This window comes from Marivirga harenae (assembly GCF_030534335.1).
GTDB lineage: Bacteria > Bacteroidota > Bacteroidia > Cytophagales > Cyclobacteriaceae > Marivirga > Marivirga harenae.
The window spans coordinates 3,368,013-3,389,277 of the sequence record NZ_CP130565.1 but is presented as its reverse complement, the minus strand read 5'-3'; the positions used below and the strand labels follow the sequence as shown (position 1 = coordinate 3,389,277).

The window sequence follows — 21,265 nt, the reverse complement described above, 5'->3', positions numbered from 1 at the left end:
TTTTATTAAAAGGTTATATTAATTCCAGTGATGATGCTCCTTGTTTGAGGGTATGTTCCGTAATCAATCCCTTGTACTGTATTGCTAGGACCGAAAGCATTTACCTCCGGATCAAAACCGGAATAAGAAGTGAAAGTCAATAGATTTTCACCTGTTGCATATATTTTGAATTGTTGTAATCCTATTTTAGAGATTAAAGACTTTGGAAGCTCATACCCTATGGTCAGATTTTTCAACCTTAGATATGAAGCATCTTCAATAAATCGAGTAGAAATTCTGGAATTGTCAGTATTTCCCCACGATGCTCTCGGGATATTGGTAATATCTCCTGGCTGCTGCCAACGATCAAGAACTGCTGCTGATTGATTCTTAGGATCAGTCATACCCTCTATGTCAATTCTTGAAGCATTGAGAATATCGCCTCCATAACTTCCTTGAAAGAAAACGGTTAAACTGAAATTCCCGTACTGAAGCGTATTAGTTAATCCATAGATAAAATCAGGATTTGCATCTCCTATAATCACCCTATCCTCTGGAGATGGATCAAAAGTACTTTCTCCATTCTGGTCAATATAAAATGCATCCCCAGTTTCAGGATCAACACCTCCGTACTGATAACCATAAAGTGTCCCTAATGGAAGACCTTCTCTTACCAATCCCGCTTCGCCTCTTCCAGCAATAGCTCCTACAAATAGTTCTTGGCCTACAAGATTTGTTACTTTATTTCGGTTGACTGAAAAGTTGAAATTAGTTGTCCAGTTTAGGTCACCGTCAAGGTTTACAGTATTTGCAGAAAATTCAAAACCTCTATTTTCCAATGAGCCGATGTTTTGAATGGCATTATCGAATCCAGTGGTTCTTGGTAATGGAGCATTTAGCAAAAGATCGTTTGTTTGCTTCAAATAAGCATCCATAGTGAATACTAATCTATTGTTTAAAAATCCAAGATCAACACCGACATTTGACTGGGTACTTTCCTCCCATTTCAATTTATTGTTGCTAATAGAAGCCGGATAAGTTCCTGGCTGCGGTACACCTCCAATGGGATAATTAGCTCCACCTGCCACAAGTCCCAAATACGCATAATTATTGCCAATCTGATCATTTCCAACGATTCCCCATCCTGCTCGCAATTTAAGTTCACTTATTTTGTTGAGTGCACTGAAAAACTCTTCCTCGGAAATTCTCCAGCCAGTTGAGAAAGAAGGAAAATATCCCCATCTATTTTCGGGTCCGAATACACTCGATCCATCTGCTCGGAAATTAACTGTTAGCAAATACAAGCTTTTATATTCATAATTTAGACGACTGATAAAAGATTGATTGGCCTTTTCGGATTTAGATGCTGTTGCGCTTATTATATCAGAACCGGCATTCGGAGTGATAATTCCATTTCCTGCAAAGTTTTGAGTAGTAATACCGCTGTTTTCCCATCTCCATTTTTGTGTTACCGTTCCAATTAATGCTTTGAATTTACTCTCTCGTATTTCGTTTTCGTATCTTAATGTATTATCAAAAATATAATAGCTGCTTTTATCGGTGTTATTGATGGCTCTCCCATTTAACGCACGACCAAAAGTTGTTAAGTAAGGATCTAAAAAGGAGTCAAATACCCCATTGCTATGATCAATTCCTATATTGGACCTAAAGGTGAAGTTGTCTAGAAATGACAGCTCAGCATAAGTATTTCCTATTAATCTCCTGTTATTGTATTCTCTTATGGTTCCATCAGTACTGGCAATAGGATTTTCCCAGTTTTGAAAAGGGTTGCTAGTAAAGGTGCCGTCTGGATTATATATCCCGATATTGGGTGGTGTTGAGAGAGCGCCTAACAATACACCGCCTTGATTAACACTTTGATTATCCGCCACATCTACATCTGAATATATGGTGTAAGCTACTCTACTTCCAACGGTCAACCAATCCGAAGCTTCATGGTCTAAATTCACTTTAAAATTACTTCTGTCCATGCGAGAGGATCTTACTGCACCATTTTGTTCAACCCATCCACCGGAAATATAGTATGATGTTTTGTCATTTTTGCCCGATATGCTTAGCTGGTAATTCTGTGTGGAACCTCGTTCAAATACTTCATCTTGCCAATCAGTATTTTCATCATATAAATTCCAATCAGTATTTTGACCTAATTCAGTCATTAATATTCGATAGTCTCTGGAATCCAGAACAGGCAAGGTTTTCCAAACTTCTGAAAAGCCTAAATAGGAGTCAAAAGAAACTTGTGTGGTCTCAGAGCTTCCTGTCTTGGTCGTAATGAGCACAACACCATTTGCACCTTGAGAACCATAAATTGCAGCAGATGATGCATCTTTTAGAATTGATATGCTTTCTATATCGGCTGGATTTATAGACCTAGTATCAGTTGTAGGTACTCCATCCACCACATATAGTGGCTCACTACCTGCATTAATGGAATTTGTTCCTCTAATTCTCAAATTTATACCTTGTGATGGTTTGCCTGAATTTGAAAGAACTTGAACTCCTGTTGCTTTACCTTGAATTAAACCTCCAAATTGATTATTAGGTCTTAAATCCATTGCTTCCTCATCCACTAATGACACAGCACCAGTCACATCCTTCTTTTCTTGCGTGCCATATCCCACTACTACTACTTCACTTAATGAACCAATATCAGGTGTGAGTTGCACTCTTAAAGTAGTCTGTTGCCCGACAGTTATTTCTTTTGTAAGCATTCCTACATAACTGAATATCAATTTATCTTCAGGTGCAATATTGGAAATTTTAAAATCGCCCTCGACATCTGTCACGGCCCTTCTATTTTCTCCTTTAACTAGGATAGATACTCCTGGCAATCCTTGTGAAGTTTCATCCACTACCTTACCTGCAATGGTACTTTGTCCTAAAACATCTGATAGATTAAAAATGAGGACGATCAAAGTGACGCCCAGAGGCGTCCAAAATTTTCTAAAAATGTTGCGAGTCATAATATTTATTATCGTTTCCAAGATTTGATTTTTGTGATTGAGACATCAATATCTCGCATCCAAAAACCAACAAATTATGTTGGATGCAATAACAATCAATAAGATGAGAATTTTAGGGATGAGTAGTCAAAAAGTGGAAAAACAAGAAAAGAATATATACTTATAATATTGGTAATCAGTATTTTATAATATATAGTCACTATCAAAAAAGTGGACTTAGATTGAGTGGACTAAGGCACTATTTGTTAGCATTTTCGAAGGCGTCAATGTCTTGAATATATTTTTCAAATTCTTCTCTATCTACCTTCGCCTTATTTTTAATTTTTACTCGGTAGTTATAAATAGTATTGACAGAATAGCGCAGCAATCTAGCAATATTGGAGCTGTCTTTGATCCCTAATCGAATCAATGCAAATATCCTTAATTCAGTATTTAGAATTTCATTTTCTTTTAGATCAATTTTTTCTTCATCCAGCAGCAATTCATTAAACTTTGAGATAAAATCAGGATAAATACTTAAAAAAGCTTGATCAAATGTCGCATAAAACTCCTTTACTTCTGCATCAATTACTTCTTGAGACGTCACTCTTTTATATAATTCCTCATATTTTCGTGAAGAAACCAATCTTCGAACTACATTCTGGTATTTATCGATTTTATCAATGTAATCGGAGTGTATGCTAAGGAAACTAGCTATATATTGCTCTTTTACATGATTAGCTTCCGATAAATCTGTATAGAGCTTTTCTAATTTAGATTTTGCTAGCTGTAGATCTTGATTAGCCTCATTTAACTGCTGATTTGAATCTTTTAACCCATTCCTGGTAGCAGATAACTTCTTATTTTGTCTGACTATCAGCGCGACCGTAATAAGAAGCACAAACGAAAGAGAACTGATCCAGATTAAGTATTCCTTAAGGGTACTTTTTTGTGCATCTGAAATTTCTTGATAAGAGGCAGTAATTAAGGAAAGGATCTTTGAAATTTCAAGAAATCTCAGTCTAGAATTGTAAAATATAGCATCATCATAAGCATTTTGGATATATTGATGGGCTTTTTCAATCTTACCTTCATTATAAAGTACTTTAGCTAAAGTAGTGAGTGAGGCATTATCCTTTATTGATGCCTTAATATCAGATACAGCAGAGATCATGAGGTATTCCTTCTCTTTTTCTTTATTTCCCATTAGATCATAAATGAGCGACCGATAGAAGGTCACTACAGAAAACTGTTTTGAATTAGGTTCAATACCTTTCAACATTTGAGAATTGACTTTCAAACTCTCTTCCAAATCTCTATCATCCATTAAATCTTTTTCCAGAATGGATAGGTGGATATAAGAATTTGAATCAACTATGTTTAATAAAGTGTCCTTGTATAAATTATATAGCTCTGAATATTTTCCAGCTCCATCCTGAGTAATGGCATAGAAGCTTAAATCTTCATATAATTTCCTGGCGGTGTTGCAATATTTGATAAATAGCTCTTTGTTTAACTGTTTAGTGTCAATTTGTTTTAATACATCTTCTGCCTCTTTACTTCTTCCAACGTTTGCAAGTGTAGCTGATAGGTGAAGCTTAGATTCGCTTAATAACACATTATTATCTAAAGTATTCGCTATTTTTAAATTCTTATCAATGTAAAATAAGGTTGAGTCAAAACTAAATTTCTCAAATTCTTCTATCAAATTTGAATAATACAAGAAGACTTGTTTTGGATCAGCGGATGATTTCGAGGCTAGCTGTTTGTAAGCTTCAATCCGTTGCATCTTTTCATCATCATAGATTTGCTTTTTTGTCATCTCAGTTTCTAAAATCTGCATTAATGAATCTACTTGACTCAGAGCTAATTGAGAGTAGAAAAACATAAATACAAACGTCAAAACCAATAATTTTAAAGCTTTACTAAACAGTATCATGATTGTAAATATGATAAATTTATAACCTAAAAAAAATTCTATTTTTCTTTAGAAGATCATTTTATTAAAAACTGTTAGATAATCTTAGATGCAAGTTTTAAAGCATTGTTCACATTGTGATAGAATCTCATCTTCAAACTTGAATTAGCCACCAAATAAGATCCTAAAGTAAAACCTCGGCTTCACCAACTCCTTTTTCAAATCCACATTGTCCAACATTGAAGTTAAGAGGGTTCTGACTGAAGAATTATGATTAGCTTTTTTGACCACAAAATTAAACAGCTTGGGATAACGCAATAGCTTTTGGATTTGTCTACTAATGCGGAGTTCATTCCACATTTTAGAATAAATCATTTGATCATACTGCTTGTGAAATGTTGCATTAAAAATCTGATCTTCAAATGCTTTGACAATGTGATCTGCAGCAATTCTTCCACTACGTAGTGCATTGCCGATCCCCTCTCCTGTAAAGGGGTCAATGAGGCTTGCGGCATCACCCAATAATAAAAAACGGTCGCCTGAAATCGGTCGTTTCTTGGAACCTATTGGCAAGCCAAAACCTTGTGTTTTTTCAAGGGCAGTAGCATTGTGAAAACGCTGCTTTAAATCTGGTTTCGATTTAATAAGTTCATCTAGTTCTGTTTTCAAATTGAGTTTCCTTTTACTTACCTCACTGGAAAGCATTCCAAGGCCTACATTTGCCTGTCCATTGGGCAAGGGGAAAATCCAAAAGTAACCGGGTAATAATTCTTTGTAAAAGTGTAATTCAATAGCCTGATCACGATTAAATCCACTAACACCTTCGTAATATTGTCTGATTCCCGCGCAATAATGATCTCTTTCTATCTTGATGTTACCCAATTTCTTATTGACTATAGAATGTGCCCCATCTGCTCCTACAATCATTTGAGCTGAGAAAGCTCTTTTATTCGTCTGCAAATTAACTAGAAGGGACTCTGTTTCAATATGAATTACTTTTTCCTCTAGAAACACTTCAACATTAGCCTGATTCTGTATCTCTTTAAATAAAAAATAGTCGAAATCAATGCGTTTGCTGATATAACCTGCCGCTTTTCCATGATTGGGGTTCTGATAATTAATATCCAAAAAGGAGTGGTTGGGGGCTACAAATCTCACGCCATTTGAATCAATTTTCTTGGCAAAGCCTTCAAACTTTTCTCCTAGTAGTGGGTCCATTCGATATAATTGGTTGACTACATCTGCACTAAGAGCATCACCACAGATTTTATCCCTTGGAAAACTGGCCTGATCGATAATGGCAATCTTTAAATCTTGACTCCGAAGTTGATAGGCGCAAGCAAAACCTGCTGGACCTGCCCCTACTATAATTAGATCGAATTGATTTTTAATAGGCATACTTTTTTATCCAATTCTGCTTTCAGAATACAAATCATAAGCAGCCACTAAAGATTCTCTTCCCGTTGAGCTCTCATAACGTTCATATTTTTTGATACTTTCCCTTTCCTCTACATAAAGCGGTTGGTAATCATCATCATAATTATCCCAGATAATCAGAAGATATTTGTATCCAATTTTACTGGCCCTACCTGCCTCCAACCAAGCTTCAAACAAATCTTCTTCTAGTGATTTCGGGAAATCAGAACCTTCAAACATATTGTTAAAATCATCAATTTAAAAATCTAAATTAGTAGTATATCTTCACTAATCAGATCGAATAATTGAATTTATTAAGAAACACGTATTATTCAGGGTCAGATGTGAACAGCTACTATATCTTAAGTAGTGATAAAAGATCAAAGGTCATTATGCTTTAAGACTACTTAAAAATTCTAAAGTATTGCTTCCTTGCCCGTCAATAGGTAATTCTACTCTAAATATAGTTTTACCAGTTTCTTCTGAGGAAACTGTAATTACACCATTTAATAAGTCAACTGATTTTTGAACTATATAAAGACCCAAGCCATTACCATTTGATAACTCGCTTCCAACGTAGAACATTTCAAAAATTTTATGCTGAATATTCTTTTCTATACCAATTCCATTATCAGTAATACTAATTTCAATTTTGTCATCCTTTTCAACAACGTCCAATTCTACACTTCCTATTTTAATATTATTGATCCAACAGAAGAAGAATGCGTTTTCCAGCAAATGATAAATTATTACCTCTACTAATTTAGAAATAGTAAGCAGCTTGTTTTCTACTTTTATATTTGCTTTAAATTCGATTTTTCTATCTACAATAATGGAATTAAAAGAAGAAATACAATCATCACAGATGGCAGCAACATCAATTTCCTCAAAATCACCAGGCTGATGGATTTCACTAATGGTACTTAATTTCTTTAGCAATTTATCCATACGCTTATTAGTCTTCACCAAAAGTCCTGTCAACTCTTTATTCTTGGTCTCCCTGCTAATCAAGTCACTTATCCCAGCAATTGAACTAAGTGGAGCTCTTAAATCGTGCGAAGCCTTGTACAAGACCGTATCAAGCTCATTGAATGTCTTATTTAATAGATAAGTACGCTCCATCACTATATTCTCTAAATTTTCATTGGTTAGTTTAACCACTTTATTAGCCTCGATCAATTCCTTTTGCTGCTTTTTCAATTTGGAACGAAAGTAGAATAGCAGAATAATTAATAGGGCGAATACTAAGGCAATCGCAATGGTCAAAATCAATCGCTGTTGGTAGATTCTTTTTTCTTTTAACCTTTCTCGTTCACTCTCAGAGAGTTTATTTTCTAATTCCTGAAGGTCGAAAAACCTCCTTTTCAGTTCATTTATAACTGTTAAGTACGAATTCAAGCTTTCATTAAATTCACTTTTGTTGTTTTCCAAAATAACTTCAAGCTCTTCAATTTCGGTTAATAAACTGACTTTCGATTCTTCAGTCATTTGTTCAAAACCCACATTAAGCTTATCTATTACCAGTTGAATCTTTTCTTCCAAAACAAGACGCTTTTTGGACATACTGGCGTTATCCTTTTTAACTTGCTGGAATATTTTATCAATATCTTTTTCCACAACGGTGCTGTCTGAGATTTGTCCCAACAGCTCATCAGAATCCGATAGCTTCTCGCTTTGCAATTTATTCAACAGCTCTTCAAATTTTTGGTCAAATTGAAATTGATCTTCCTCACTTATCTCGTCTTTGTTTACTTTATTTAGGATATCATAAAATGCTCTAAGTGAATTAATTGTATCCAACTTCTGAAGTAATAAACCAGTTTGATCTTTCTTCTCGTTTTGGGTCGATTGTACAGTAATTGTTTGAGAAATGATTTCTTTTTCTTTGGGCTCAATCCTTTCTACTGTAATCAAGGTATTGGCTTGAATTTTCAAGTCTGTAATCTTATATCCTGGTATTTTGAACTGATCGATACCTTGAATACTTTCATTTAAACCTAAGGGGATATTGATTATACCTTCACTGTCTGTCTGCTTGGAAATGTTTTTATTACCGGAAAATTCAACTTGAACATTCGCTATTCCCACCCCATTTTTATTAACTACCGTTATTTTTTTATCAATGTAGCTTTTCTTACGAATTATTACTTCTAATATACCTTTGCTTAAATTCCAAGAAGCGGCTTCTAGACTCTCATCTTTTAATTTTATAGACTGAATTGGAATATCGGAAGCAGCCAAATTAACAAAAACTACCCCCTTATCATTTAATTCAACATAATTACCTTTATTGATTGAAAGGGTTAAATCTGGATAAGGGCTGAGATTTTCAGAAAAGGCTTTTACTTGTACTACTTGATTGGTCTGCGCAGCTGCTCTATGAACGAAAGCATTAAAGCATGTTAATACAAGTAACGTAAGTACAACAAAATAGCGAGTAAAAGTTGACATAATCTCAAACTGCAATCTATTCATTTTCTTCCCTCAAACTGTTTTTAAAGTCATCATTCACTACTACTATTTCGTAACTTAAATCTTGTTTTGCAAATTTCGGCACTTCAAAACTAACAAAACCATCAAGATCATCCCCTTTTATTCGTATTTTATATTTACTGAAATATGGAACCTTTAATTTAAACTTTCCAAATTCATCGGTTTTGGTTATGGATTTTAACACGTTACCTGTTCTATCGATCAATTCCATCTGAACATTAGCCAGTACTTTCAATTCCGAGGAATCCATCCAGTTGTGTTCTATAAATTTCACTACACCTTCCACTTCAAGCGGATAGATTTGTAAGTCCATAGCAAATTCATAAATATCAAAATCAAATCCCTGATTTTTACGATTAGAACTCAAAAACCCTTGTTGGCCAAGACTATCAATATTAAAGGACAATTCATCATAAGTGGAATTTATAGGATAACCTAAGTTCTCTAAGTCCTGAAATCTTCCATCTATCATTTTGGCTTTATACAAATCGAAACCTCCCAGTCCGGGATGTCCATCGGAGGCAAAGTAAAGGTTTGAACGATGTAGAAATGGATACCTTTCATCTGTTTGGGTATTGATTATATTGCCTAAATTCTCGGGTTCGCTCCATCCTTCCTCAGTTCTAACAGATTTATATAGATCTTTTCCCCCTAAGGCATCAGTAAAATTAGCACTAAAAATAAGAGTTGCACCGTCATCACTGATGGCTGGTTCAGTTAAATCAGTATTTGGATTATTATGTTCAAATGCAGCACTTTTGATCCATTTCCCTCTTTTCAATTGGGCGAAATAAAGTTGTAATGGATAATTACCATCTTCATTCTTTTTATTAGCGGAAGCTGCATATACCATGTCCTGACCCCTATTAAAAATACTCATAGCCGAAATGTGAAATGCAGTTCTTAGACTTTGTCCGGCTGGTCTTGGGTTTTCATAGTTTAGTGCCACTATGGAAAAAGGATCTTCATAGATCGACCACTTTCGCAAATTATAAAAGGGTGCATTTTCTTTGGTATCGATTTTTTGAATCAGCTCGACCTCAGGATGATTTGAAATTAAGTATACTTCTTTGTTTCCTGCAGGCAACATTTGTAGTTCACTGTAATTTGTATTCATACTTGCATAATGAGCCATATTTTTTACTGAATCCTCATACAAGTATCGGAGATTATTTATTCGCCAAATCTTTTGGACAAATAGTTCATCATCAGGGTTTTTGTCCATGCAAACATGATAATACTTTAAAGCCTCTACAGTGTCCCCAATAGAAGATAAGGCCTCGGCAAAATAGAAATAGTCTTTTGTAGGGAATTCCAGATTGGTCTTTTCATGATGCCGATAGTATTCCACTGCCCTTTCATATTGATAAGTAAAAAAATAGCTTCTGGCTAATCTCAAAGCTATATTACTCGGAGCCCCTTCCTTTCCTTCTATATGCTCGTAAATACTTAATGCCTGATTATAGTTTTTTGCAATAAAAGCTTTGTCAGCGTCTGCAATGGATTGATTAAAAGCAGAAAAAACTGATTGTCTGGCCACTAAATCGGTTGAGAACATAGCAACTATCAAAAAAGTTAAAATCGATATAAAATGGTGCATCTTACAGCAAAATAGTTGATTAATCAATTTCATTGAGGCGAATTCACATTATCGTAGTTAAATTTGAAAATATATCGCAGCATGATTTCATTAGATGCCTGCGCAAGCCTGCTTACATTGCCTATGGGATAGTCGTAGGCATAAGCGACTTGAAATTGTGATGATAAGTTAAATCTAATCAAAAAATCTAAAGATTCTTCCTTCCTGTACGAAACTCCTGCCGTAAGCACTCCTCTGTATGTTGTCAAAACATTAAGATCATAACTTATTGGTATACCTTGAAAATACTTGAATAGAAAACCCGGACTTAACACAAAATTACTTCCTAGGGCGATATGGTATTGACTAAAGAGTAAATGATTAAGATTAATCGGATCTAGTGTTATGGAGTCGTTTACGTTAATCGTTTTGTTAATAATAGATGGAATCGAATATCCAGCTTCAAATTTTTCACTGCGGTAATAAAAACCAAAACCAGCATTAAAGTCAGTCCCTGAGAAAATCTCATCATTGACGCTTGGGTCAGGATTGCCGTTTTGCAATGATTGATAATCCGAACGAACATTCAACATTCCCGCTTTAATACCAAAGGAGAGTGTTTTTTGATAGCCTACTGGTAAATGATATGCTAAATTGGTGGCAAGCTGTATATTTTGATGCACTCCAATACTTTCACGATGAATAAATAAGCCCGTTCCTAACTGTGGCTTTCTAAATAAAGAATGAGCTGAAAAAGTCTGAGACTGCGGAGCTCCCTCAAGACCACTCCATTGATCACGATGTAATAGTGAGATACTTAATGCTTCATCAGCTCCAGCATAGGCCGGATTAATAAGTGATCCGTCATACATATATTGCGTATATTGTACTCCTTGTTGTGCATGCAGTCCAATACTGATGAATAACAAAACAAATAGAAACTTAATATGGTATTTTAATTTCTTCAATATATATAATTTACTGATTTACATTATGTTATATAAATTTATTTAAACAATAATATAACATCTTTAATCCATTATCTTAGGACTTCCAGATACCCTTTTCTCTGAATGACATCTTGCTCGTTTCTTACCGTAACGAAATAATAATAAGTACCTCTGGGTACCATCTCTCCACTCCTGTTTTCTCCCTTCCAAACTACTTCATTGTTGTTGTATCCACTCGATTTATAAATTTCCGTTCCCCATCTGTCCACCACAATCACCTGATTATTTGGAAATTTTTCTAACCCCTCTATTCTCCAATTATCATTATTTCCATCTCCATTAGGAGTTATTAATCTACTGATTTGGATATCCAATATTAATGGTTCAACTGTCACATCAAACGTGCAATTTTCACTTACTCCATTCTCTTTGGTAAAAGTATAAGTAACTTCTGTAGTGCCCACTTCAAATGCTTCACCTGGATTGTGGCTTGCATCAACAACTAGTTCAGAGCATGCAGCGCTTGCCCTAGGCACTTCCCAATTCACAGTTGCCGACCCATTGCTGTTTTCAGCTGTGACAAAGATGTCTTCTGGACAATTGTTGATGATAATTTCAGATTGGTCTTCTACAGTTACCATAAAACTACATAAACTACGATTACCGTATTCATCGGTAAACTCATATTCAACAGTCGTAATCCCTATAGGAAAAACAGTACCAGGTTCAAAGTTTGAATTTGCACTTACTTCTGTGCAATTATCCAAAGCTGTCGGTATCTCCCAATCCACTATTGCCTCACAATCGTCTGATGCAGATATACTTATATCGTCAGGACAATTGGTTATAATTGGTGGACTTTGGTCAATAACTTCTACTTCAAAGCTACATAGCGTAGTTTTACCATTTATATCTGTTGCTGTGTACTCAATATTAGTAACACCTAGAGGAAGTTCATCTCCTTTCTGATAATTACTGCTGATTGTTAAATTTGAGCAATCATCGAAAACAGGTTCTTCCCAGTTTGCAATACCAATACAGTTTTCATTAGCGCTGATAATTTGCTTATCCGGACAAGAAACTAGAACAGCTGCACTTTTGTCTTCCACAATTACATCAAAACTACAAGTATTTGAGTTTCCTGCATCATCTGTAGCAGTATAAGTGACAGTGGTTATTCCTATTGGGAAACTATCTCCAGATGTAAAGTCACTTTCCAAATTGACATTGTTATCACAATTGTCTGTCACTTCGGGTATTAACCATTCAGCAATAGCTGCACACTGATCATTGGCAGTCAGACTAATATCCGCAATGCAAGTGGTAAAATCTGGAAGTTTATCATCTTCCACAATGACATTAAAGTTACAGCTTTGCTGGTTGCCTGCAGCGTCCGTAGCAGTGTAGGTGACCAATGTAGTCCCCAGCGGAAAGATATCCCTAGGATCATGAGTAGAGCTTACGCTTAAGTCACTATTACAATTATCAGAAAATTCAGGTATTTCCCAGCTGGCAATTGACTCACAATTCCCTTTAGCTGAAATAGTTATGTCCTCTGGACAGAAAATAACTTCAGGAGCAGTGTTATCTTCAACTGTAACTTTAAATGAAGCAGACGTCTCATTACCAGCATTATCCTTTGCGATAACTTCTACAATAGATTCTCCAATTTGGAAAAGATCACCTGAATTAAAACTACTTGTAATCTGCACCTCATTATCACAATTGTCCTCAGCGCTAATGGTATTCCAGCTAACAGTTGTTTGACAAGTTCCTTCATCCGCAGACACCGTTAAGTCATTCAAGTTACTTAAAATAGTGGGTGGAGTGTTGTCATTTACAATTACATCAAAACTACAAGTACTGCTGTTTCCTGCTGCATCAGTAGCAGTATAAGTGACCATTGTAGTTCCTTGCGGAAAAACATCTCCTGAATCAAAATCACTTTCAAGTGTAATTTCACTACTGCAGTTATCCGATACTTCAGGTAGTTGCCAGCTAGCTGTTGCCTGGCATTGGTTATTTGCTGTCAATACAATATCGGAGACGCAGCTGATAAAAATTGGAGATGAGTCATCTACGACAATCACCTTAAAGCTACTGACTGTATCGTTATCTGCATCATCGATTGCAGTGTAGCTAACCAAAGTCTCACCTAATGGAAAGACATCGCCCGAATTATGTGTAGAAGTGATATCTAAATCAGCATCACAATTATCTGTAAATGTTGGAATAACCCAGTTCACAACGGCATTACAAGCAGTTGAAGCTGATACCGTTATATCATTTGGGATACTTAATACTTGAGGTGGGGTGTCATCTACTACTGTTACCAGAAAAGAGGAAGAAGACTCATTTCCTGAATCATCTGTGGCTGTTATTTCAACTGTTGTTTCTCCTAGTGTGAAGACATCTCCTGAGTTAAAGTTAGTGGCAATGTCTACAGCAGCATCACAATTATCTTCTGCAATTATTCCATCCCAGTTTACAGTGGCTTCACAAGCATCAGATTGAGCAGAAACGACTAAATTATCAGGTACAGATGTAAAGGTGGGTGGTGTATTGTCGTCAACAGTTACTATGAATCTGCATAAAGCCTCGTTACCAGCCTCATCAGTTGCAGTATAAGTTACTTCGGTATCACCAATTGGAAACACATCTCCCGGGTTATGAGACGAAGCCACTTGAGGGCTGCTATCACAATTATCGGTAAAATTAGGTACGATCCATGTAGCGGTAGCCTCACAGTTGCTATTGGCAAAAACAATAATATTTGTGGGACAGTTTGAGGTGCTTGGGTCTGTATTATCTTCTACAATTACCGAAAAACTGGAAATCGTTTCATTATCCGCTTCATCGGTAGCAGAATACTCTACAATAGTTTCCCCTAAAGGAAATTCATCACCAGAATTAAAATTGCTATTGATGACGACATTGCTACTACAATTGTCATCAGCTAAAATTTCATCCCAAGTTGCAGTTGCTTCGCAGTTTTCATCAGCGTCAATTCTAAGCTCTGAAGGGATATTAAGGAATTCAGGCCCAGTATTATCGGATACGATTACATCGAATGAACAAGTCGCTGTATTACCTCCCTCATCTGTAGCCGTATAGGTTACGGTAGTAGTACCAATTGGAAAAGTACTTCCATTTGCAAAATTACTTGTTAACGCAGGAGCAAAACCACAATTATCACTGGCCTCAGGAAGAGTCCAAGTACCAACGGCCTCGCAATTTTCATTTGCATCTAAGGTGATATTATTCGGACAAGTGTCGAATACTGGAGGCGTATTATCATTCAAAGTTACAGTAAAACTACATGTTCCATAAATTCGGTTTCCCTCAAATGCCGAATAAGTAACCGTTGTCGTTCCTATAGGAAATTCGTCTCCAGGAGATTTATTACTTGCTAAACTTATACCACATGCAACTTCTGGTTCAAACCACAACACTCTACGGTCACAGCTTGTATTTAAATCAATTACTACATTTGAAGGACAGTTACTAATTGCATAGCTGGGATCAAGAGTTACTTCAACAATGAATGAGCAAATATCAGTTGTATCCCCACTTAGTAAATTTCTTTCAACATAGGTCACTGTAGTTTTTCCAACAGGAAAGATATCGCCTGAATTATGCGTTGATTGAACATATCTCAGTAAAATATTGTCTGTAGTAGGTTCTGGCCATGTAACTGAAACTTCACATCCTGCACTAATTGATTTAGTTAAATTACCCGGACAGTTTGACAATGCTAATGGCTTGGTCAAATTATAGTTTAGTCCATTAACATTGTCTAAATACTTACCCGCCAAAAATTCTTCAGTTTCAACAGCGCTGCCATGAAAAGAACTAAAAGAAATGAAGTAAAATATTAGAATAATTATCTTTCCGTACACCTTGCGACAAATTACAGACTATTAAAATTAAAATTATTATAAATAGTAATTTATGGAAAAGGAAATGAATAAAAAAGCTAATTCTATTTTAATTATAGCTAAATAATAATAAATAAAAACCGTTATTTCATAGTTTTTGCCTAAGGAGTCGGTTTATTAAAGTGATTTGGATCAAAAATCGTAAGTTTTTATGATGATTCATTAATAGAAGCTTTTACAAACTTTAATCTTATCCAAATTATCAGTTTTCGGATCTAGTCATCTTCCTACATCTTAAACCAGGACTCTTGCAACAATCGAAACAAATACCCTATTTCCGCTCTTGCAATTGAATGCTTTTCAGCTAATTTTGCAACACAATTAAATTCATAATGAAAGAAGCATCAGAATCACTCAATTTCTTAGAACATATTATAGAAGAAGACCTAAAATCAGGCTTGCCAAAAAACAGCTTGCGATTCAGGTTTCCACCAGAGCCCAACGGATATTTGCATATTGGCCATGCTGCTTCGATCTGCCTAAACTTTGGATTAGGTGAAGATCATCAATCCCCTGTAAATCTGCGCTTTGATGATACAAACCCAATCAAAGAAGAACAAGAATTTGTGGATTCCATCAAACATAATATTGAGTGGTTAGGCTTTAAATGGGCTCAGGAATGTTATACTTCTGACTATTTCCAACAGCTATTTGATTGGGCAGTGGAGCTCATTAAAAAAGGAAAAGCCTATGTAGATGGGCAGTCCCCTGAATTAATAGCTGAACAAAAAGGAACTCCCACTTCGCCAGGGAAACCAAGTCCTCATAGAGATAGGCCTATTGCAGAGAACCTTGAGCTATTTGAAAAAATGAAGAATGGGGATTATCCTGCTGGGTCTTATGTTTTAAGAGCTAAAATTGATATGGCATCTTCCAATATGTTGATGCGTGATCCGCTGATGTACCGAATTCTAAACAAAGCACACCATAGGACTGGAAATGATTGGTGCATTTACCCCATGTATGATTGGGCACATGGACAATCTGATTATATTGAACAGATCAGTCATTCCTTATGCACCTTAGAATTCAAATCTCATAGGGAATTATATGATTGGTTCCTGGATCAGATTTATGATGAAAATAAAGTAAGACCAAAGCAGCGAGAATTTGCCAGACGGAATTTGAGCTATACCGTTATGAGTAAGCGAAAATTATTGGAATTGGTGCAAAGCAAGACTGTAGCAGGATGGGATGATCCAAGGATGCCAACTATTTCGGGATTGAGGAGAAGAGGTTATACGCCTGAGTCAATCCGGAAATTCAGTGAATTATCGGGTATTTCTAAAAGAGATAGTGTAACAGATGTTTCATTATTGGAATATGCTATTAGGGAAGATTTGAATAAAAGAGCTACTCGAGCGATGGCAGTAATTGATCCCATCAAATTGATCATAACTAATTATCCGGAAGGTAAAACAGAAAGGCTTGAGGCTGAGAATAATCCGGAAATGGAAAATTCCGGTAGTCATCAAGTGCCATTCTCGAGAGGGCTATACATTGAAAAAGAGGATTTTAAAGAAGAGGCAGGAAATAAGTACTTCAGATTGACAATTGGCAAAGAAGTTCGATTGAAAAATGCTTATATCATAAAAGGGGAATCAGTGGTGAAAGATGCCCAAGGCAAAATCACTGAGATTCATTGCACTGCAGATCTAGAGTCCCGTTCTGGAAGTGGAACTGAAGCCAGCAAGCGAAAGGTGAAAGGAACTTTGCACTGGGTATCAATGCAACATGCAATTAAAGCAGAAATACGAGAATATGATCGTTTGTTTTTGGATGAGGCTCCGGATAGCCATGGAGATAAAAGCTTTATGGAATATATCAATCCTGAGTCTTTGAAGATTACCAAGGAGGCTTTCTTAGAACCCTTTTTACAAAATGCCAAATTAGAGGATAAATTTCAATTTCAAAGAGTTGGCTATTTCACATTAGATCAAGATGCCACAGCTCAGCATTTAATTTTCAATAAAACGGTAGGTTTGAAAGATTCCTGGGCAAAAGCACAAACCAAAGAGCAGCCTCAAGCAATTGAACAGAAAGCAGCTCAAGGACAAGGTCGAAGCCCTATCAATGAAATTCAAAAGATTAGTAAGAAATACACAAATCTTTCTGGGACTAAATTAGAAACTGCTAGAGCCAACATCGCTAAATTAGCAAAAGATGTAACTTATGATGAATTGGAACCACTATTTGGTACTGCTAAAAAGAAGGTTGGAACTAGAATTGGAGTTACAATTGCCTTAGGAGTTTTGTTAGAAAATGGCTTAGCAAGAAACGAAGCTATAGAAGCTTTTATTCAAGCAGGATTGGAAGATGACCATGAATTATTGGTAGAAGAGGCTAAGGCAGTTGACGGCCAAAGGCAGTAAGGCCATGAGCCAAACGCTCGCACCCAATGTCGTTAAGTTAGTAATTTCTCTATCCTTTGTCGCCCGCATTTGTGTCTTCACAAATGCTTCGAAATATGCTCATAGATACATAAGTACCTACTACTTTATAGGGTTGTGGAGACACAACCAGAAGCGTTGAATTATATGGTTGTGGAGACACAACGATAAACGTTTATGAATCCAGCAAAGTAAAAGTCATTTTCTTTTGGAATTTTTATGGAATTTGACTTTCTAAAAAAGCTTAACTTACCGGCACTGCGCTCGCACCAGCAAGGGGTTAACTACGAAGATGCACTAGGATTTTACGAAGGACACAATGAAGCAAACCAATCTGACCTAAGGTATGACTTAGGTCAGACTATGGTCATACCAAAGTTTTCTATAAATCAACAGCCTGTAACAGATTTGCTCTATTCCTCAACCCAAGCAATTTTGACTATATCCTCAATATCCACTCTATAATTTCCTTGTCGGATGTGCCCATTGACCAATAAAGCAGGAGGTAATTTTGGTACCGTAATATTTTCGTAATGCTTCTCTGACGTTTCATTTACCTTATTACTAGATAAACGGACGTCCATAATAGTACCGGATTTCTGAATTATTTGAATTTTAGCCCCGATCGGAATGTTTTTAATGATATCTTCAACTTCTTCTAATTTCATAACCTTAAGTTTTCTTTAGTAACACGAAAAAAGATTAGGTTGTTTTCCGGAATAGAATCAAAGAGCAGGTCTGACCACTTAGACTACTACGTATGTCAGACGATAGTCAGACCGGAAAGTCCAAAGAGTGAAAATTCTTCCCTAATTAAATAAGGCCATTCAAATCTTTCACACCCAAATATCTCTCCACGGTAAATGCTTCAGCATAATCAACGCCAATGATTTGCCCGAAATCCATTGCCCTAGCTTCAATCATTTTCAAAAATCTTGGATTAGAAATATAGGTTTCTGGTTCCTGGGAATCTGCTTTGTAAAATTGAGAATCGAATGCTTTGATGGCATTCATTTTTTTCTCCCAATGACTGCTAACATCTACCACAAAATCAGGCGTAATGGGTAGGCTTTGAATATAATGGTAAACTTTACTTGGTCTGTATGCTTTTTGAGGAACTCCATTTTCATCAGAGGTTTCAAATTTTTGCAACCCTGCTAAAAAAACCGATTCAGAAATTAGTTCAGATGCTCTTCCATGATCTGGATGACGATCTGATATAGCATTTGCTAAAACAATATCAGGCTGATATTGCCTTATTTTTTTTACAATTTCAGTCTGATGTTTTAAATCATTTTTGAAGAAAGCATCTTTAAAACCTAAATTTTCACGAAGCTTCAGTCCTAAAATTTCTGCACTTTTCGCAGCCTCTTTCAATCTTTGCTGAGGAGTTCCTCTAGTCCCCATTTCACCTTCTGTGAGGTCAATCACACCAACATTTTCGCCCATGGACGTATGTTTGGCAATCGTTCCCGCACAAGCTAATTCGATATCATCTGGATGAGCTGCAAAAGCTAATATGTTTAATTTGATCATAATTTAGTCGCAATAATAAACTTACAAATACAATTAGTGTACTTACATTTAAAAATTCATATAAAAAGGAGGGCAAACCCTCCTTCAATACTTTAAGCTTTTTCAGCTACTTCTTGCTCTTCTAATTCATCTTCTTTCTCTGCCAAGAACCTTTCGGCATCCAAAGCGGCCATGCAACCAGTTCCTGCAGCTGTTACAGCTTGTCTGTATACAAAATCTTGAGCATCCCCTGAAGCAAAAACTCCTTCTACTTTTGTTTTCGTGCTTCCTGATTTAGTCTCAATATAACCAGCCTCATTCAGATCAAGATACTCTTTAAATATTTCCGTATTGGGTTTATGTCCAATAGCTACGAAGAAGCCTGTTGCTTTAATCTCAGTTTTCTCTCCAGTAATATTATTTACTACTCTCACTCCTTCTACTTCATCCTTTCCTAAAACTTCTTCAGTCTCTGTATTCCAAAGCACTTCAATATTTTTAGCTTTCATTACACGCCTCTGCATGATTTGCGAAGCTCTCATTTCATCCCTTCTAACCAAGATGGTTACTTTATTACAAATATTTGATAAGTACGTAGCTTCTTCAGCGGCTGTATCTCCAGCGCCAACAACAACTACATCTTGTCCTTTGTAAAAGAAACCATCACAAACAGCGCAGGCAGAAACGCCCATCCCATTCAGTCTTTGCTCTGACTCCAAACCTAACCACTTCGCAGAAGCACCGGTAGAGATTATAACCGCATTGGCTGTGATTTCATGTTTATCATCCACAATAGCTTTATGAGGATATCCGCTAAAATCTACTTTTGTTACCATACCAAATCGAACATCCGTTCCGAATCGTTCGGCCTGCTTTTGGAAGTCCACCATCATCTGCGGACCATTAATTCCATCTGGATATCCAGGATAATTTTCCACGTCATTGGTGATAGTTAATTGACCACCAGGTTGCCCACCTTGGTACATCACTGGGTTGAGACCAGCTCTAGCTGCATAAATTGCGGCAGTATATCCAGCAGGTCCTGAACCTATTATTAATACATTTACTTTTTCTTCTGTCATAACGCTCAATAATTTCTTAAATACTGTTACGGTCTTCTGCTAAAACAGATGTGAATTTAATTAATTAAATAAAAAAAGGTCTTATTCAAGACCTTTTTATGTATCATTTGTTACGAAAATCTTATCCTAAGTAAGGCTTCAGAGCTTTACTTCTGGAAGTATGTCTAAGCCTTCTGATGGCTTTCTCTTTGATTTGTCTTACTCTTTCTCTCGTTAAGTTGAATTTCTCCCCTATTTCTTCAAGAGTCATCGAATGCTCACCATTCAATCCAAAGTACAGCGTGATTACATCAGCTTCCCTTTGAGTTAAAGTAGATAAAGCTCTTTGTACCTCTCTTCTTAACGAATCATTCATTAATTCATCATCAGGAGATTCTTCACCATCGTTTTCCAATACGTCTAAAAGGCTATTTTCTTCACCTTGTACGAATGGCGCATCCATTGATACGTGACGGCCAGAAATTTTCATTGTATCAACTACTTCGTTTGAAGTAACCTCTAAAACTTCTGCTAGCTCATCTGGTGATGGCTCTCTTTCAAACTTTTGCTCCAAAGTAGAGAAGGTTTTAGATATCTTATTCAAAGATCCTACTCTGTTCAATGGAAGACGAACAATACGCGATTGCTCCGCCAATGCTTGCAATATGGATTGTCTGATCCACCATACTGCATAAGAAATGAATTTAAAACCACGTGTTTCGTCAAATCTTTGTGCTGCTTTGATCAAACCTAAGTTTCCTTCATTAATCAAGTCTCCTAAGGATAAACCTTGATTCTGATATTGTTTGGCCACAGACACTACGAAACGCAAATTGGCTTTTGTCAATTTTTCAAGTGCAAGTTGATCACCTTGTTTAATCCTAACGGCTAAATCTACTTCCTCGTCAGGAGTCAACAAATCTACTTTCCCTATTTCTTGTAAGTATTTATCGAGGGATTGACTCTCCCGATTGGTGATTTGCTTGCTAATCTTGAGCTGTCTCATTAATTATTTTTAAGTTTAAATTTTAACGAACTCTTAACATAGAGAAGGAACCAAACA

General features: G+C 36.2%; 13 protein-coding genes. 1 reads left to right on the top strand and 12 read right to left on the bottom strand.

Going from position 1 to position 21,265, the window contains the following annotated elements:
• Positions 1-5: 5 nt before the first annotated feature.
• The 8 genes from Q3Y49_RS14415 to Q3Y49_RS14380 form a co-directional block, all read right to left on the bottom strand.
• On the bottom strand, positions 6-2,984 hold the full coding sequence (locus Q3Y49_RS14415) for a SusC/RagA family TonB-linked outer membrane protein (RefSeq protein WP_303269096.1): 2,979 nt from the start codon (positions 2,982-2,984) through the stop codon (positions 6-8).
• Positions 2,985-3,201: 217 nt separating this feature from the next.
• The gene (gene susR, locus Q3Y49_RS14410) at positions 3,202-4,785 is read right to left on the bottom strand and encodes a SusR family glycan utilization regulator (protein ID WP_303269095.1); all 1,584 of its coding nucleotides are present in this window, start codon (positions 4,783-4,785) and stop codon (positions 3,202-3,204) included.
• 240 nt (positions 4,786-5,025) lie between these two features.
• Complete coding sequence (locus tag Q3Y49_RS14405) at positions 5,026-6,258, bottom strand: NAD(P)/FAD-dependent oxidoreductase (RefSeq protein ID WP_303269094.1); 1,233 nt, start codon at positions 6,256-6,258, stop codon at positions 5,026-5,028.
• 6 nt (positions 6,259-6,264) lie between these two features.
• Positions 6,265-6,516: a hypothetical protein gene (locus Q3Y49_RS14400; RefSeq protein ID WP_303269093.1), complete on the bottom strand. Its 252-nt coding sequence runs from the start codon at positions 6,514-6,516 to the stop codon at positions 6,265-6,267.
• A 150-nt stretch (positions 6,517-6,666) separates the two neighbouring features.
• A complete protein-coding gene (locus Q3Y49_RS14395; protein WP_303269092.1) occupies positions 6,667-8,751 on the bottom strand; it encodes a sensor histidine kinase in 2,085 nt (694 codons plus the stop codon).
• On the bottom strand, positions 8,744-10,369 hold the full coding sequence (locus Q3Y49_RS14390) for a tetratricopeptide repeat protein (protein WP_303269091.1): 1,626 nt from the start codon (positions 10,367-10,369) through the stop codon (positions 8,744-8,746). Before Q3Y49_RS14390 ends, Q3Y49_RS14395 begins: the two co-directional genes overlap by 8 nt.
• A 29-nt stretch (positions 10,370-10,398) precedes the next feature.
• Positions 10,399-11,316 carry a PorP/SprF family type IX secretion system membrane protein gene (locus tag Q3Y49_RS14385; RefSeq protein ID WP_303269090.1) on the bottom strand — a complete coding sequence of 306 codons (918 nt, stop codon included), beginning with the start codon at positions 11,314-11,316 and terminating at the stop codon, positions 10,399-10,401.
• A 71-nt stretch (positions 11,317-11,387) separates the two neighbouring features.
• A complete protein-coding gene (locus Q3Y49_RS14380) occupies positions 11,388-15,197 on the bottom strand; it encodes an HYR domain-containing protein (RefSeq protein WP_303269089.1) in 3,810 nt (1,269 codons plus the stop codon).
• Positions 15,198-15,568: 371 nt separating this feature from the next.
• Between Q3Y49_RS14380 and Q3Y49_RS14375 the strand changes: the two genes are divergently transcribed.
• Complete coding sequence (locus Q3Y49_RS14375) at positions 15,569-17,608, top strand: glutamine--tRNA ligase/YqeY domain fusion protein (RefSeq protein ID WP_303269088.1); 2,040 nt, start codon at positions 15,569-15,571, stop codon at positions 17,606-17,608.
• Between the two features lie 431 nt (positions 17,609-18,039).
• Here the strand turns inward: Q3Y49_RS14375 and Q3Y49_RS14370 are convergent, their stop codons facing one another.
• The 4 genes from Q3Y49_RS14370 to Q3Y49_RS14355 all read right to left on the bottom strand — a co-directional run bounded on the left by Q3Y49_RS14370 (position 18,040) and on the right by Q3Y49_RS14355 (position 21,208).
• A complete protein-coding gene (locus Q3Y49_RS14370) occupies positions 18,040-18,294 on the bottom strand; it encodes a hypothetical protein (RefSeq protein ID WP_303269087.1) in 255 nt (84 codons plus the stop codon).
• Between the two features lie 145 nt (positions 18,295-18,439).
• Entirely contained in the window at positions 18,440-19,159 is a 720-nt protein-coding gene (gene bshB1, locus Q3Y49_RS14365) for a bacillithiol biosynthesis deacetylase BshB1 (RefSeq protein WP_303272113.1), read from the bottom strand.
• 95 nt (positions 19,160-19,254) lie between these two features.
• A complete protein-coding gene (trxB, locus tag Q3Y49_RS14360; RefSeq protein WP_303269086.1) occupies positions 19,255-20,223 on the bottom strand; it encodes a thioredoxin-disulfide reductase in 969 nt (322 codons plus the stop codon).
• Positions 20,224-20,344: 121 nt separating this feature from the next.
• Positions 20,345-21,208, bottom strand: a complete 864-nt coding sequence (locus Q3Y49_RS14355; protein WP_013452378.1) for a sigma-70 family RNA polymerase sigma factor — start codon at positions 21,206-21,208, stop codon at positions 20,345-20,347.
• Positions 21,209-21,265 lie beyond the last annotated feature (57 nt).